The organism is Enterobacter sp. Li2LvB3 (genome assembly GCF_056156645.1).
This window is the reverse complement of the sequence record NZ_JBSICG010000002.1, coordinates 1-15,315: the sequence shown is the minus strand read 5'-3', so window position 1 is coordinate 15,315 and position 15,315 is coordinate 1. Positions and strand designations below refer to the sequence as shown.

General features: G+C 54.9%; 11 protein-coding genes and 2 pseudogenes. 8 read left to right on the top strand and 5 right to left on the bottom strand.

From position 1 onward, the window contains the following. Positions 1 to 2: 2 nt before the first annotated feature. The 5 genes from ACS603_RS01580 to ACS603_RS01560 all read left to right on the top strand — a co-directional run bounded on the left by ACS603_RS01580 (position 3) and on the right by ACS603_RS01560 (position 5,291). On the top strand, positions 3 to 1,016 hold the full coding sequence (locus ACS603_RS01580; RefSeq protein WP_182061261.1) for an ABC transporter ATP-binding protein: 1,014 nt from the start codon (positions 3 to 5) through the stop codon (positions 1,014 to 1,016). A 1-nt stretch (position 1,017) separates the two neighbouring features. Beyond that, positions 1,018 to 1,962 (top strand): ABC transporter permease, encoded by a 945-nt coding sequence (locus ACS603_RS01575; RefSeq protein ID WP_182061260.1) that lies wholly within the window; start codon positions 1,018 to 1,020, stop codon positions 1,960 to 1,962. Further along, complete coding sequence (locus ACS603_RS01570; protein WP_182061259.1) at positions 1,952 to 2,758, top strand: ABC transporter permease; 807 nt, start codon at positions 1,952 to 1,954, stop codon at positions 2,756 to 2,758. The genes ACS603_RS01575 and ACS603_RS01570 overlap by 11 nt, the downstream gene beginning before the upstream one ends. Positions 2,759 to 2,782: 24 nt before the next feature. Next, on the top strand, positions 2,783 to 4,207 hold the full coding sequence (gene patD / locus ACS603_RS01565) for an aminobutyraldehyde dehydrogenase (protein WP_474943635.1): 1,425 nt from the start codon (positions 2,783 to 2,785) through the stop codon (positions 4,205 to 4,207). A 103-nt stretch (positions 4,208 to 4,310) separates the two neighbouring features. Then, complete coding sequence (locus ACS603_RS01560; RefSeq protein ID WP_474943634.1) at positions 4,311 to 5,291, top strand: acyltransferase; 981 nt, start codon at positions 4,311 to 4,313, stop codon at positions 5,289 to 5,291. Between the two features lie 41 nt (positions 5,292 to 5,332). Here the strand turns inward: ACS603_RS01560 and ACS603_RS01555 are convergent. Further along, positions 5,333 to 5,407: pseudogene (locus ACS603_RS01555) on the bottom strand (DUF1869 domain-containing protein); the annotation flags it as partial. Then, positions 5,399 to 5,654: pseudogene (locus ACS603_RS01550) on the bottom strand (TehB family protein); the annotation flags it as partial. The pseudogenes ACS603_RS01555 and ACS603_RS01550, both read right to left, overlap by 9 nt. A gap of 206 nt (positions 5,655 to 5,860) precedes the next feature. Here ACS603_RS01550 and ACS603_RS01545 point away from each other — a divergent pair. Both ACS603_RS01545 and ACS603_RS01540 read left to right on the top strand, forming a co-directional pair. Continuing rightward, positions 5,861 to 6,034: a GhoT/OrtT family toxin gene (locus ACS603_RS01545; RefSeq protein ID WP_182061256.1), complete on the top strand. Its 174-nt coding sequence runs from the start codon at positions 5,861 to 5,863 to the stop codon at positions 6,032 to 6,034. A gap of 86 nt (positions 6,035 to 6,120) precedes the next feature. Beyond that, positions 6,121 to 6,879, top strand: coding sequence for an alpha/beta fold hydrolase (locus ACS603_RS01540; RefSeq protein ID WP_315685893.1), 759 nt, complete (start codon positions 6,121 to 6,123; stop codon positions 6,877 to 6,879). Between the two features lie 29 nt (positions 6,880 to 6,908). Here the strand turns inward: ACS603_RS01540 and ACS603_RS01535 are convergent, their stop codons facing one another. Genes ACS603_RS01535 through ACS603_RS01525 form a run of 3 tightly spaced genes read right to left on the bottom strand, consistent with a single transcriptional unit; the run spans position 6,909 to position 13,412 of the window. Beyond that, on the bottom strand, positions 6,909 to 9,083 hold the full coding sequence (locus tag ACS603_RS01535) for a virulence factor SrfC family protein (RefSeq protein ID WP_474943633.1): 2,175 nt from the start codon (positions 9,081 to 9,083) through the stop codon (positions 6,909 to 6,911). Continuing rightward, positions 9,080 to 12,061: a virulence factor SrfB gene (locus tag ACS603_RS01530; protein ID WP_474943632.1), complete on the bottom strand. Its 2,982-nt coding sequence runs from the start codon at positions 12,059 to 12,061 to the stop codon at positions 9,080 to 9,082. Before ACS603_RS01530 ends, ACS603_RS01535 begins: the two co-directional genes overlap by 4 nt. Before the next feature lie 4 nt (positions 12,062 to 12,065). After that, complete coding sequence (locus ACS603_RS01525) at positions 12,066 to 13,412, bottom strand: SrfA family protein (protein ID WP_182061252.1); 1,347 nt, start codon at positions 13,410 to 13,412, stop codon at positions 12,066 to 12,068. A gap of 283 nt (positions 13,413 to 13,695) precedes the next feature. Here ACS603_RS01525 and ACS603_RS01520 point away from each other — a divergent pair, with 283 nt between their 5' ends. Further along, complete coding sequence (locus ACS603_RS01520; RefSeq protein WP_182061251.1) at positions 13,696 to 15,294, top strand: ABC transporter substrate-binding protein; 1,599 nt, start codon at positions 13,696 to 13,698, stop codon at positions 15,292 to 15,294. The last annotated feature ends 21 nt before the right edge of the window (positions 15,295 to 15,315 follow it).

Sequence of the window (15,315 nt, the reverse complement as noted above, 5' to 3'; positions counted from 1 at the left end):
ACATGACGTACGCAGTAGAGTTCAATGATGTTTCCCGTCTGTACGGTGACGTGCGGGCGGTGGATGGTGTCACCATTGGTATTCGTGACGGGGAATTTTTCTCCATGCTGGGGCCTTCGGGCTCCGGCAAAACTACCTGCCTGCGCCTGATTGCGGGGTTCGAGCAGTTAAGCGGTGGCGCGATAAAAATCTTCGGTAAAGAGGCCAGCGAACTACCCCCGTGGGAGCGTGATGTGAACACCGTGTTCCAGGATTACGCGCTGTTCCCGCATATGTCTATTCTCGATAACGTCGCCTACGGGTTGATGGTCAAAGGTATCGATAAGAAAAAACGTCATGCTCAGGCGCGCGAAGCGCTGGACAAGGTCGGGTTGAGTTTTGCCGTCGCCCGTAAACCTTCGCAACTGTCCGGTGGGCAGCGTCAACGCGTGGCGATTGCGCGTGCGCTGGTCAATGAACCGCGGGTGCTGCTACTGGATGAACCCTTAGGCGCGCTCGATCTCAAATTGCGCGAGCAGATGCAGTTTGAGCTTAAAAAGCTCCAGCAGGAGCTGGGTATTACCTTTATTTTTGTCACCCACGATCAGGGTGAAGCCCTGTCGATGTCTGACCGGGTGGCGGTCTTCAATAATGGCCGCATCGAGCAGGTCGACACACCGCGTGAGCTGTACATGCGCCCACGTACACCGTTCGTGGCGAGTTTTGTCGGCACCTCAAACGTATTTGATGCCGGTATCGCGCACCGCGTTTGCGGTATGGAAGGCATGTATTCGCTACGCCCGGAACATATTCGCCTTAATGAAAGCGGTGAAGTGCAGGTGAAGGGGGTGGTACAGGCGATACAGTATCAGGGGGCGGCAACGCGTTTTGAACTTAAACTGGCCGACGGTGAAAAACTGCTGGTGAGCCAGGCAAACCTTAGTGATGCAACGGTGCCTGCGGGCGTGGAGCCGGGACAGCAGGTACTGGCGTCGTGGTCACGCGAGGCTATGGTCCTGCTGCATGAGGAGAGGTGAAATGGATATGAGCGTTTCACACACTCCGTCACACCACGGCAGGTTAAGCCGCATTACCGCGCTGTTCTGGCGCAAACCGTCACTCGGGCTGTTCCTGCTCTTGCTTGCTCCGTTGATGTGGTTTGGTATCGTCTATTTAGGATCGCTGCTGACATTGCTGTGGCAGGGGTTTTATACCTTTGACGACTTCACCATGTCGGTTACGCCGGATCTCACTTTTGCGAACCTCCAGGCACTTTTCAACCCCGCCAACTACGACATCATTGTGCGGACGCTGGTCATGGCGATCGCGGTCACCCTTGCCAGTGCTGTGCTGGCGTTCCCGATGGCCTGGTATATGGCCCGTTACACCAGCGGTAAGTGGAAGGCGTTTTTCTATATCGCCGTGATGCTGCCGATGTGGGCGAGCTATATCGTTAAGGCCTACGCGTGGACGCTGCTGCTGGCAAAAGACGGGGTGGCGCAGTGGTTTCTCAGCCATATGGGGCTGGAGCCAATTTTAACCTCGATTCTCACGCTGCCTGCGATTGGCGGCAATACGCTCTCGACCTCCGGGCTTGGGCGTTTTCTGGTGTTTGTCTACATCTGGCTGCCGTTTATGATCCTGCCAGTGCAGGCGGCGCTGGAACGGTTACCTGCTTCTTTATTGCAGGCGTCTGCCGATCTCGGTGCCCGACCGCGCCAGACCTTCCGCTATGTGGTGCTGCCGCTGGCGATCCCTGGCATTGCCGCTGGGTCGATTTTCACCTTCTCGCTGACGCTGGGTGACTTTATCGTTCCGCAGCTGGTGGGGCCTCCGGGCTACTTTATTGGCAATATGGTCTATTCCCAGCAAGGGGCCATTGGCAATATGCCAATGGCGGCCGCGTTCACGCTGGTTCCTATTGTTCTTATTTCACTCTATCTGGCGTTCGTGAAACGTCTGGGAGCGTTCGATGCACTCTGAACGCGCACCATTGTTCCTGAAAGTGGCAGCCTGGGGTGGGGTTATTTTCCTGCACTTCCCGCTGCTTATCATCGCAACCTATGCGTTTAATACTGAAGATGCTGCGTTTAGCTTTCCCCCGCAGGGGCTAACGCTGAAGTGGTTTAGCATCGCGGCCGCGCGTGGGGATATTATTGAATCCGTGACATTGTCACTTCAAATCGCGGCGTTATCGACGGGTATCGCGTTGATACTTGGCACGCTTGCTGCTGCGGCGTTATGGCGCAGTGAGTTTTTTGGCAAAAATGCCATCTCGCTGTTACTGCTGCTGCCAATAGCGCTGCCGGGGATCATAACCGGCCTGGCGCTGCTGACCGCATTTAAAACCATCAATCTTGAACCGGGCTTTTTCACCATTGTTGTCGGGCACGCCACTTTCTGTGTGGTGGTGGTCTTTAACAACGTGATTGCCCGCTTCCGGCGCACCTCGTGGAGCCTGGTGGAAGCGTCGATGGACTTAGGTGCGGATGGCTGGCAAACCTTCCGTTATGTGGTGCTGCCCAATCTTGGGTCGGCGCTGCTGGCGGGGGGAATGCTGGCGTTTGCGCTGTCGTTTGACGAAATCATCGTCACGACATTTACGGCGGGACACGAGCGCACGTTACCGCTGTGGTTGTTGAACCAGCTTGGTCGCCCACGTGACGTACCGGTTACCAACGTGGTGGCCCTGCTGGTGATGCTGGTGACAACCATTCCTATTCTGGGAGCCTGGTGGCTTACCCGCGACGGCGAAACGATTGCCGGCAGCGGGAAATAACTCCGATTTCAACAGGACAACGCTATGCAAAATCAACTGCTCATTAATGGTGAACTGATTACGGGCGAAGGCGAGAAACAGCCCGTGTTTAATCCTGCCACCGGAGAGGTACTGCTGGAAATCGCCGAAGCCTCTGCCGCGCAGGTTGATGCTGCCGTGCAGGCAGCCGATCGTGCTTTTGCTGAATGGGGGCAAACCACGCCGAAAACCCGTTCAGAGTGTTTGCTGAAACTTGCAGACGTTATTGAAGAACATGGAGAAACCTTCGCCAGGCTGGAATCCCTTAACTGCGGGAAGCCGTTGCACTGTGTGGCGGGAGATGAAATCCCGGCGGTGGTTGACGTGTTCCGCTTCTTTGCCGGCGCGGCGCGCTGCCTGAACGGGCTGGCCGCCGGAGAGTATCTTGATGGCCACACCTCAATGATCCGTCGTGACCCGGTCGGCGTCGTTGCGTCCATTGCGCCGTGGAACTACCCGCTGATGATGGCCGCGTGGAAACTGGCACCTGCCCTGGCGGCAGGGAACTGCGTGGTGATTAAACCCTCTGAAATCACCCCGCTGACGGCCTTAAAACTGGCAGAGCTGGCAAAAGATATCTTCCCGGCAGGCGTTCTGAACGTACTGTTCGGGCGGGGCAAAACCGTGGGTGATCCACTGACCGGGCATGAAAAGGTACGCATGGTGTCGCTGACCGGTTCGATTGCCACCGGGGAACATATCATCGGCCATACGGCATCGTCGATTAAGCGCACTCACATGGAACTGGGCGGCAAAGCGCCGGTTATCGTTTTTGATGATGCCGACCTGGATGCGGTCGTGGAGGGCGTGCGTACCTTTGGTTTTTACAACGCCGGGCAGGACTGTACCGCTGCCTGCCGCATCTATGCTCAGAAGGGCATTTACGCCGCGCTGGTGGAAAAACTCGGTGCCGCAGTTGCCACTCTGAATATGGGCGCACCGGAGGATGAGTCTACAGAGCTTGGCCCGCTGAGCTCAGCGGCGCATCTGTCACGCGTCTGTAAGGCGGTGGACGAGGCAAAATCCCAAAGCCATATCCGCGTTGTCACTGGCGGCAGTAAAAAAGAGGGGGCAGGATATTACTTCCAGCCAACCCTGCTGGCGGGGGCAAAACAGGACGATGCCATCGTGCAGCGTGAAGTTTTTGGCCCGGTTGTCAGCGTGACCGAATTTGACGACGAAGCGCAGGTGCTGGGCTGGGCGAACGACTCTCAGTATGGCCTGGCGTCATCCGTGTGGACCAAAGACGTGGGGCGCGCCCACCGTCTTAGCGCGCGTTTGCAGTATGGCTGCACCTGGGTCAATACCCACTTTATGCTGGTCAGTGAAATGCCGCATGGGGGGATGAAGCTGTCAGGCTACGGGAAAGATATGTCGGTGTATGGGCTGGAGGATTATACGGTTGTGCGGCATGTGATGATTAAACACTAAAAATCTGATATTCGGGATTTTGCGTGGTGTGTGGTGGCCGTGCTGTAGATGGGTGCCAGCTTGAATGGTATGATTTTGGAAACTTTCAGGCTGGCGCTTTTTAATGAGAAACAACACCTTAGACTTCGCTAAGTTTTTTGCGAGCTTCTTTGTTATCGTCGTGCATTCCGGGTCTTACCCTGAAATGTCACCGGCAAATGCTGACTTATTCCGTGCTGCGTCGCGCTGGGCCGTCCCGTTTTTCTTTTTGGCATCCGGGTATTTAATGGGGGGCGCGGGAAACATCGATGTTGGCAAAAAATTGAATAAATTATTCGGCATTTTATTTTATTCATCACTTCTGTACGTTCCGATTATCTACCTCAGTGTTAATAGTGATATTACGACGCTAATTATCCGTGTATTTTCGTTTGACACCTTACGGTCAGGAACCTTTTTCCATCTGTGGTTTATCACCGCGCTTATGTCAGGTGTAATGCTCACCAATTACATGATTAAGAATGTAAAAACAGCAACGGGGCTGGTGATTGCGCTGTTACTTTTAGCCGGGTACTGGCTCAGTGATATAGGGCAGGCGTTTAACATCCCGGCTGAACGAAACTACATGTTCTATGTGTTCAGAAGCCTGTTGGGTATTCCGCTGGTGTACATGGGATACCTTCTCGCTAAAGAGGGTTTACTGAGTAAGATAAGCAACACAATGGCATGGACTCTTTTCATTGTGGGGATAATGCTGATGATGCTTGAGGTTCCCCTGTGCCGGTGGTTCATTGAAGGGTATGCACGTGAAAGGCAATTCCCTCTGTTCAGTGTACCTGTAGCAGTGGCTCTGCTGGCGATTTGCGCGAATACCGCAACCAAAGAAAACCTGATTTCCAGAGCAGGGCGAGATTTTTCATTGGGTATTTATCTCATCCATCCATTCCTGCTTTACTTCATCGTTCCCTGGCTTGAATCGAAGGGGGTGAAAGTATCAACGGTGAATTTGGTTTCAGCTTTTATTTTGTCATGGTTCATTTTTGCCATCATGAAAAAATGGGTACCGGCGCTGTACGGTAAATTTAACGGAATGGGTATTAAATAACGCGACGAAAATCTGGCCGGGTTGTTCACCCGGCCAACAAATTACCAACCACAAACCTCATGCTCATTTTCCGTATCGTAAGCACGTACGGTATTCACCAGGTCTTTAACCACTTTTCCGATGCCCGCGCCCTGGAGGGTGACCGAAAAAGTCGTTATTAAACCAGCTATCGTCGGTCAACAGCTCAATACGATGCCATTTTAGGGGTGGGGAAATACCAAATGAACCGGCTTCAATTATCAGCTCCAGATCGGGTTCGGTGGCGTTACCATCCGGGAAGCCGAAATAGCACACGGTGCCCTGCATCACAGACAAACGGCCGTAAACACCCGCTTTCGTATTGTGATGAGTGAAGAGCGTTTTCTGCGACTTAGAATTTATAAAAATGTGCATTTATAGTGCATGTTATCAAAAAAGATGTTCTCTCATCCTCATGAGATGTAACGCAAAATACCTAATTGTTATTACCCGTTATTTTTAAGTGGTTATTATGTAACGAAAAAACTTGATCTGTATCAACATATGACGCATATTGCGTGCGGTTATTTTTGACAGTTTGGGTAAGCAGGATGACGTTGTATCAAAAAATGTTGGTTTTTTACGCAATCATGGCATCCATCAGTGCGCTCATCACCTGGTTCCTGTCTAAAGACCGTAAACGCATCCGCCTCCTGAGCGCTTTTCTCGTGGGTTCTACCTGGCCGATGAGCTTTCCTGTCGCGCTTCTGATATCGCTTTTCTGAAGCAAGCTTCCAGTTTTAAAAGATGAACATAGCATTCCGCTACTGGTGCCTGTATAAATAAACAGTGCATTGAAAAAGGAGTGCTCATGAACAGTTTCTACTCTCGGCGCGCGGGTTGCAGTGTGCGCTGGCAAGACCTCCCTGGTTTTGGTGATCCCGTCGTGTTTATCCACGGCCTGGGGTGCGCCTCGTCCTATGAATATCCGCGAGTTGTCTGTGACCCGAATTTTGGTGCGCGCAGAGCCATTCTTATCGATCTCCCCGGCAGTGGATACAGCGATAAACCCGAGCACTATCGCTATCAGACAGGCGATCAGGCCCGGGTGGTTACTGAATTGCTGGACAATATTGGTATCAATACTTTCTGGCTTTACGGGCACAGTATGGGCGGCAGCATTGCCATCGAAACCGCGGTTTTGATGCAGACGCGCCTCAACGGTTTAATGGTATCTGAGCCTAATTTTCATGCTGGCGGCGGTATGTTCAGCCGTAGCATTGCCGCACAGTCGGAAACGCAATTTGTTGAACACGGTTATGATCAGTTACTTGCCGCCGAAACCTCTGCATGGGCCGGTAGCCTGCAAAGTAATGCGCCTTACGCTGTGTGGCGCGGTGCCACGAGTCTGGTTGAGGGCACTAGCCCTGACTGGGAAGCGCAGTTCCTGTCATTACGTTGCCCGGTTACGCTTATTTTTGGGGAACACTCATTGCCTGATAAGGATGTGGATTCGCTCAAAGGTAAAGGTGTTGCGGTGAAAATCATCCCTGCGGCGGGGCACTCGATGTCGTGGGAAAATCCTTCGGCGCTGGCCCTGGCGTTATCTGACTGCATGACGGGTAAATAGCAGCCCGCATGACTGCGGGCTGACGAGGGCTAGCATAATATGGCCTGTAAGGCCCGGCGGGCGCTGGCCTGAACATCGTGCGGGCTCTGGTAATCGATGTTCTCGGTGGCCCGGCTGTACAGAGCAACCAGCCAGTCGTAAACGTAGACGGTTGCAGCGTGAACGGGTTGTTCACCCAGATGTGTCAGGCGCGGTGTCGCGCTGTTAACCACTGGCGTGACAAAGATGGGCTGGCCTTTGCGCACGCGGCTGGCAGGACGGTCTGTAACAGGTGTCTGCTCGTAACCAAGCCAGCCGATGAAATTCCCCAACACGGCATGTAACTGCGCCGCGCTGCTTTTATCTGCCTCGACAATACGCTGAAGTTGTTGCGCCAGATCCAGACGGTAGCTGCTGGTGACCAGAACATCCGCAATTTGCTGCAACACCGCAGGCTCCAGACCTAAGCGGGCGGCAGCGGCTTCATTCCTGCTCCACTGGCGCAGATGATTGATCCACACCTTGTGTGCCAGCCTGGCTTTGTCTTTTGTCTGGTACGGGCTGCTATTCTCCTGGGCATTTTCTGCGAACAGGTCAATCACATCGGTAAACAACCCGTTGACTTGCTCCTCACGAGGTTGCTGAACGGCTAACAGCGTTTCGAAGGCTTTTAGCGGCGGCAGAAGGCCTTCCAGCAACTCGCCGTGGCGCGCGGCACTGGCCTGGAGCATTCGTACCATGTTTTCCGCCTGAGCGCGTCTTGCTCCTGGCTCCAGCGTCACAGGCGCCAGATAGCTTTGCATCAAGGCGGATAACTCCTGCTGCAACAGCGTTTTCAGGGTGCGAAGACGGGTCTGACGCTGTGCTGGCAGTGTTGCCTGAGACAACCACTCAACTACGCGCTGTAGACTGTGGCTGTCCAGCGCCTGTAATGTGCCCCAGCGCTGACCTGGTTTGCCAAGCAATTGCTGGACCGCTTCGTCGAGGTTTTGTTTGGTGGTAAAGCGGGCATCATGCGGGGTAATCGCCCAGACCAGCCCCGGCAGGGCGGATTCAACGGACGGCTGCGTCTCCTTAACCCAGTTAAGAAGCAATTTTGCGGTTTTTGCCGTCTGCTCATGTTGCGCTGTGGCATTACAGATAACCAGCACATCCGGCTGAAGCTGCTGACGATAATGCTCCAACAGCCACAGACATTTTGCCTGAGTCAACAGTGGGCTACTGCTGTCTGAGAACGCCGGGATATCAATGATATCCACGTTATCCAGAACCGCGTTTTCGACCGGGAGCACCAGTTCGCGGGTCAGGAAGGCGAGCACATCCACGGGAATACTAATAGCGTTGAGTATCTCACCGTTGTTAAGCGGGTGAAGCAGCGTTTCCTGCGACTCAGGTGACGTCAACGCGCCGTGAGTCAGAAAACCCTCGCTCGGCAGACCGAAATTATCCACCAGCAGGCTGAGCGGCGCGGCAAGCTCGCTGGCATGGCTGGTTTGATGCAGTACATGAGCCAGTTTCAGCCACTGCTGAGTCAGCTCTTGTTGCTCGCCCCACAGCAATGACCAGACGCTTGCGCGGGTGCTTAAATCAAGAGACGGCACCAGAAGGGCAAACTGATGCCACAGCGCATCATCCATTTGTTGTTTAGCGCCTGGCACCGTACTTTGCCAGAAGCGTGCAATGGCGCCCACTTCCTGAGCGGTAATGCCCGGCACGCCCTGAGGCTGGCGAAGTGCGCGCCATTTTTCCAGGCGTGTCTCAATAACGGATTTATCGACGGGGCGGATCTGCGGGTGCAGCGTGGTGCGGGCAATAAACAGTTGCACCAGCTCTGCCTCTGTCACCAGACTCAGACGTAGCGGAAACGCCTCATCGGCGATGTCGCGGCTCTCTCTGGTGAAGCGCACGGCCATATTGGTCAGCGCGTGGCCTGGGTTGATATGCGTGAAATAATCAAAGGTACGTTGTCCCGGAACGACATTCAGGCGGGCGTTACCGCTACCACACAGGGAGGCCAGCAGATGCGCTTTTGCCGCCTGGGAATGCCCGTAAAGCCCGATGCTGCTGCGGCTTGCCAGCGCACGATCGATAGCCTGCTCGCGTGCCTGGGCGGCGTTTACCCGCGCCAGCAGTGCGTCTGCATCGTTATCCAGAACAGGAGCGTGCTGGCGCGTGTCGTTAATCCACTCGATTATGGCCTGAGTGGTGGCAGTCATCGCAGTCATTTCAGGTATACGCTCCCGCTGTCGATCCAGTAGTGGCTTCCGCTATGACGGCGATCGGCCAGGGTATTCAGTTTAAACGTTAAGGCATCAGCAGGAACCGGGGTGCCATCCTGGAGCCAGGCGTCGCTCAGCTCAAAGGATTCTGGCCCTTCGTGCTTACTCCCTCCGCGAAGTTTCAGACGTACATTCAGCACGCCATCTCCTGCAATGGCTTTTGCCAGCTCGGCAGAGTTGATGCTCAGGGTATACAGAGGTGTTGCTGGCCAGCGCGCGTTCGCCAGTTGACGGAAGCCCAGTGTCACGTTCCCGCGCAGCGGGAAGTGCAGGCGAGCGTCCAGTTTCGCCCCCGGTTTGTCGAGGTCGATATCCTGATACCAGACGTTTTCCTCGCGCAGCGTGTTCACCGTGTTATCCAGCACACCCAGATACCGCACGGTGGAGTAAGCACCAATGTCGGCCGCTTTGAAATTAAAGCGTGGCAAGCGCAGGTCAAGCGCCAGGCTACACAGCATCGCGCCCACTGCGGCGGTGGATTTCGGGTTACCAATACGACCCTGCTGGCTGAACGGATACCACTCATGTACCTGGTACTTGTCCAGCCAGACAATGCGGTTAACCGGCACAGGTTGCAGGTGGCGAATCAACGCCTGAACACCTGGCAGGCAGCCCGGACGGCCCGTGATCAGCAAAATATCGCAGCTGTAATGCGAAATAGCTTCGCAAACGGCATGGAGCGGGGCCGCCAGCGTAAACTGGCCTGCCAGCATCGCATCCTGCATTTCGCGGAAATTAACGTGCAGCGGCACAGCGAACAGATCAAATTCCGCCGAGCCCGCAGGCAGGGCGTGGTCAATGGCCTGTTGCAGATAACCCATCACGTTCCGGGTGGGTTTCTGGTTCAGCAAATCGCCAAATGTTGCGTGCAGCCCTGCAAGCGGATCGTCGATATCGCTGCTTTCCCAGGCGGCAAGAATGGCGTGGCCGATCGGCATAAACAGCTGGAGCGCGGTTTGCTGGCGTAACACCGCCTGCGTGTCGATACGCCCGGAGTCACCAAACAGCGACGCCATCAGCATAGAGGCATCAGCGATGCCGGATTTCTGAAGCTGAGTTTGCAGGGCAGGTAAGACATAGCGCTGGATAACATCCAGCAGGGTGTCATCACCCGCCACTTTAAAGCCTTCACGGAACAGCAGTTGTGGCGTGATTTTGACGTTGTTACCCGAGCCATCGTCCAGCGCATAATGCGTGATCGCCATATCCGTGGTGCCGCCGCCAATATCAATGGACGCAACGCGTAAGGAGCGGCCGGGATCCACGCCGGGTTCTGGCGCTCTGTCCGGGCGAGCAAGAGAGGCGAAGAACGCTTCAGTTTGCCCGCCGAAATGGGAGATAGCTTCGTTGTAGAGCCACACCAGCTGGCCGCAGCTGGCTTCGTCCCACTCCATCTGGATCTCAGGGACCGGAACAACGCTCTTTTCTTGCTGCTTACGGCTGGCAAAATCTTCGTCCTGCGGGTGCCAGCCCATTGCCTTCCACACAATTGCGATGGCTTCAAACATGCGGCGGCGGAAAATCTCGCGCTCCTGTTTTGGCATCGCGGAAGGCAGTGTCAGGATCAGGGTGCGAAGCTGGCGAGGAGATGCCGGGAATCCCAGGCGCAGACGCGTTGCCACGCTGTTGATCTGCCCCAGGGCCTGGGCCAGCAGTTCGCACAGCATGTGCGTCATCAGGGTGCTGCGGCTGTACTGCGGCGAAAACACCGGCAGACGCTCATCCTGTGGCAGGGTAAAGAGCGGCTCGCCGTCGTCGTTCATCAGATTCATCAGCGGGAAAGCGGTGGCTAACGGTTCACGCTGGGTTTTGCTGTTCATCTGGCTAAAGCGCCAGTCCTGTACCACCGGGGTTTCATCCCACAGGTAGCGACGCGGGCTGGAGATCCCGCTGTTGCCCTCGGTTCCCAGGCGCTGCATCGCCAGTTTGCGGGCTTCATCACCCACGCGCACGATAGAGGGCCAGACAAAAGCATCTTCACGGCCGCTTTCAACCGAGAAATGCTGCTTGCCGAAACGCGCTTCAGAAAACTCAAGGCGGCTGGTGAAAAGCGGTTCATTGAGGAACTGCGGTTCGCTCAGGGAACGCACCTGGAGCTCTGCGGTCTGGCGCAGTCCGTCGTTGGCATCGCCGTGATCTTCAATGATAACGCCGCAGGTATGGGTGTTACCGACGTCCAGGATCAGGTCGACCGGAATGGCTGGCGTGCTGAGAGTGTGGGTAACAAACTTCACTTCTGGCACGGTGATCTGCTCACCGAGCATGGTCAGCAGGTTCAGCCAGTGGGCCTGGTATTCAAAGCCGCGCATCGCCTGTTGCAGGTCGCGTTCAGAACGGTTTTCCACGCCGGTCGCGAACTGACTAAACGCTTCACGCAGCCAGCCGTCAATCCAGGTCTGGTCGAGGAAACTGTCTACTTCGCCATCGCGCCAGGCCAGCGCAAAGCGTGTGCCGTTCAGGATATCGTTACCGACGGGTGAAAGGGCGGATGTTGCGTGTTCCGCAATCTGACTGTCGAGTGCGAAAGTCACCCGGTGGGTATTACCGGCGCTGTCTGGCTCATCAAGCTTACGTACCTGCACGCGCGCCCAGTTATCCGGGCCATCAACAAAGGTACGCGGCGGGTTAAAGCGCAGGAAAGGCACCGGAAGCCACACGCCATCCAGAACCGTCAGGGACTGATGCAGTGGGATAGTACTTTCCGGCTTGACCACTTCAGGCTGAGCGCCCCCTGTGCCTGGCAGCGTGTAGCGGCCATTAACCAAATCGAAGTCCAGACGCAGCAGGGGACCATTGGCCGTCTTGCGGACAAACCGACCGTTGCTGGCGGTGTCCTGCGGGGTCAAGCCGAAATCAAGGAATTGCACGCCGCTATTGGCAATAAGCGTAACGCTTTGTTTATAGTCGCAAAGATTTACCAGCATAGGGTCATGCACCTGCTTTCTTGAACGTCAATGGAACGACGGTTTTGGCATCGTAACGTGCACTGCATTCCGCCACATCGCTGGTCCCGGCTTTACAGGCGATCTCAGGCATCGGATAGCGCGAGCCATCGGTGCAGCGCGCGTTGCCACGGCTTTTGATCATCAGCTCGCCATTACTGTGTAACCCGGAAAATACGTCAGTCCGACACACAATATTGTCGCCGTGTACCACACGGGCAAAGCCCTTGTTGTTCTGGATCTGGAAGCGCAACGACGGTGGTTTACCCGTAACCGGATCTTTTACATCCAGAATGGCGCGCCAGCTCCCGTTGAGGAAACGGGTTGAACCGGCTTTCACCTGGTTGGCGTCCATCACCATGGCATCTTTCGGGATAGCGGCAATCACCACCGTGGCCTGCACCGGAGCAGGCTCTGGCTCTTTGACCTTTGCCACCAACACTTCAGCCTGATGCAGAGGCAGATTCATTGCCAGCGGCTCAACAGCTTTCACCGGCTGCGGGGCGATAGCCACAGGCACCGGCGCAGGCGCAGGTTCAGCCGGTGCAGATGGCGCCTGTTTTGGCCATAGCAGCGGAGCGGCAACTGCGGCAACCAGCACTGCCGCAACCGGGAGTGACCACAGCGGGACACGGCGCTTTTTGCGTACGATTTCCGGCGCTGGCTGGGCTTCCTCGACGTCAGGAATAACCACCCGTGCTGGCTCCGGCTCATACAGATCTTCTGGCGTAATACGTACAACCGTCGCCGGTGTCACCAGCGGCTCATCGGCCTGTTCGAACGTGATGACCGGCGCGGGTTCAGGCTCGGGTTCTGGATCCTCAATCACCACGGGTGCAGGCTCAGGAATAAGCGACTCGCGCAGGCACTCAAGAACGTCATCGCGGGCGTTCTCGTTAAGATTCACAAAGCCCCAGAACGTGATAACCGGTTTGCCATCAATCAAAAACAGGAAGTTTTCACCAGGAAACTGAAAGGCTTTAGAAAGCAGGGAGCCAAAAAGCTGTTGCGCAGTTTTAGGCGACTGGAGGCACTTTTTACTCAGCGATTCAACGCTCGCGAGGGTGTTTTCCAGGTAGCGCAAGGCGCGGAAGCGGGTATCTTCGTCGGCAGCTTTCCAGCTGGTGACCATTCCGTCAACCGGTGAGTACCAGTCGACGCGGTCGCCGCCATCATTGACCTGAGGGATAGCCAGACAATCGACAATGGCCTGCTGTTTGCGCAGGCGAAGTGCTTCACGGATTTGCAACGCTGATTCAAAAACGGCCTGTCCGCCGCCGCCAACGGCCTGAAAGTCATCCAGATTACCGCTGCGTAAAAGAGTTTTTGCCACGATTTGGTCCCATATACTTCTTCACACCGTTACTTTAACGAAACTGCTCATCAAGCAAACGGGGGAAGAGAGGCTAAAAGGGGGGATTTCTTGCGGCATTGATCGTGACGGTTGTGCTTGACGAATAATGGCACTTAAGGCAAATCAATTTCAGAGCCAGTGGCTGTAAAACCAGCGAAATGCACTGCTTTAGAATAACCTGATAGTTTTTCGTTATTTGCCAGGCATTCCGGGCTGTGCTGTTATTACTGTTCTATATAATAAAATCGAAAGGGTTATAACCATGTCTACAGGGAAAACGCTGCTCGCGCTTGTCTTGAGCACACTTTTACCGGCAAGTGCCGCCTGGGCGGCGAATAACGATACCATTATTTACTGTTCTGAGGCGTCGCCTGAGTCGTTCAACCCACAGATTGCCAGCTCCGGCCCCTCCTTCGTGGCCAGCTCTCAGGTGCTGTATAACCGCCTGATCAATTTTGACCCGGTAAAAAATACCCCGGTTCCGTCACTGGCGGAGTCATGGACCATTTCCCCGGACGGCAAGACCTATACCTTTACGCTGCGTAAAGGGGTCAAGTTCAACAGTAATAAATACTTCAAACCGACCCGCGATTTTAATGCCGATGACGTTATTTTCTCCGTTATGCGCCAGAAAGACCCTAAACACCCGTATCACGATGTGTCGAAGGGCAATTACGAATACTTTAATGACGTGGGTCTGGATAAGCTGATTCAGGACGTCAAAAAGATTGATGATTACCACGTTCAGTTCACCCTGAGTGAGCCTAATGCAGCATTCCTGGCAGACTGGGGGATGGATTTCGCCTCTATTCTGTCTGCGGAATACGCGGATGTGATGCTGAAAAAAGGAACGCCAGAGAACGTGGATACCTGGCCGATTGGTACCGGGCCATATGTGCTCCAGCAGTACAAAGTGGACTCGCTGATCCGCTACATTGCTAACCCGAACTACTGGGATGGCGCAGTTCCGACAAAACACCTGATTTTCTCCATCACGCCGAATGTGGAAACGCGACTGGCGAAGCTGCAAACCAACGAGTGCCAGATTATCCCTGCGCCATCGCCGGTGCAGTTTGATGTTATCAAAAACAATAAAGATCTGACCCTGCATTCCGTCGATGCGCTGAACGTGGGTTATCTGGCGTTTAACACCGAGAAAAAGCCGTTTGATAACGTGCTTGTGCGTCAGGCACTTAACTATGCGACTGACAAAAAAGCGATCGTTAATGCCGTCTTTATGGGTTCCGGTACGGTGGCAAAATCACCTATTCCGCCAAATATGATGGGCTATAACAAGGATCTGAAAGATTACAGCTACGACCCTGAGAAAGCGAAAGCGTTGCTGAAACAGGCCGGGCTGGAGAAGGGCGCCGAGGTGACGCTGTGGTCGATGCCGGTACAGCGTCCGTATAACCCGAACTCTCGCCGTATTGCGGAGATGATCCAGGCCGACTGGGCGAAAGTGGGCGTGACGGCGAAAATCGTCTCTTACGAGTGGGGCGAGTACCTCTCCGGAATGCGTAAAGGCGAACACGATTCTGCGTTGTTTGGCTGGATGTCTGATAACGGTGATCCGGATAACTTTGCTGACGTGCTGCTGGGTTGTAACAGCATCAAGACTGGCTCAAATGCCGCGCGCTGGTGCGACAAGGGTTATGATGACCTGGTACAGAAAGCCAAGCTTGCCAGCAACCCGGGCGAACGCGCGAAGCTCTACAGCCAGGCGCAGGAGATCTTCTACCAGCAGGCGCCGTGGATTGCGCTGGCAAACGGGAAGACGTTCTATGCTACCCGTAGTAATATTACGGGATACAGCGTGAGCCTGATGGGAAGCGATTTCTCGAAAGCGAAGCTGAACTGATCTTATGCCCGGTGGCGCTGC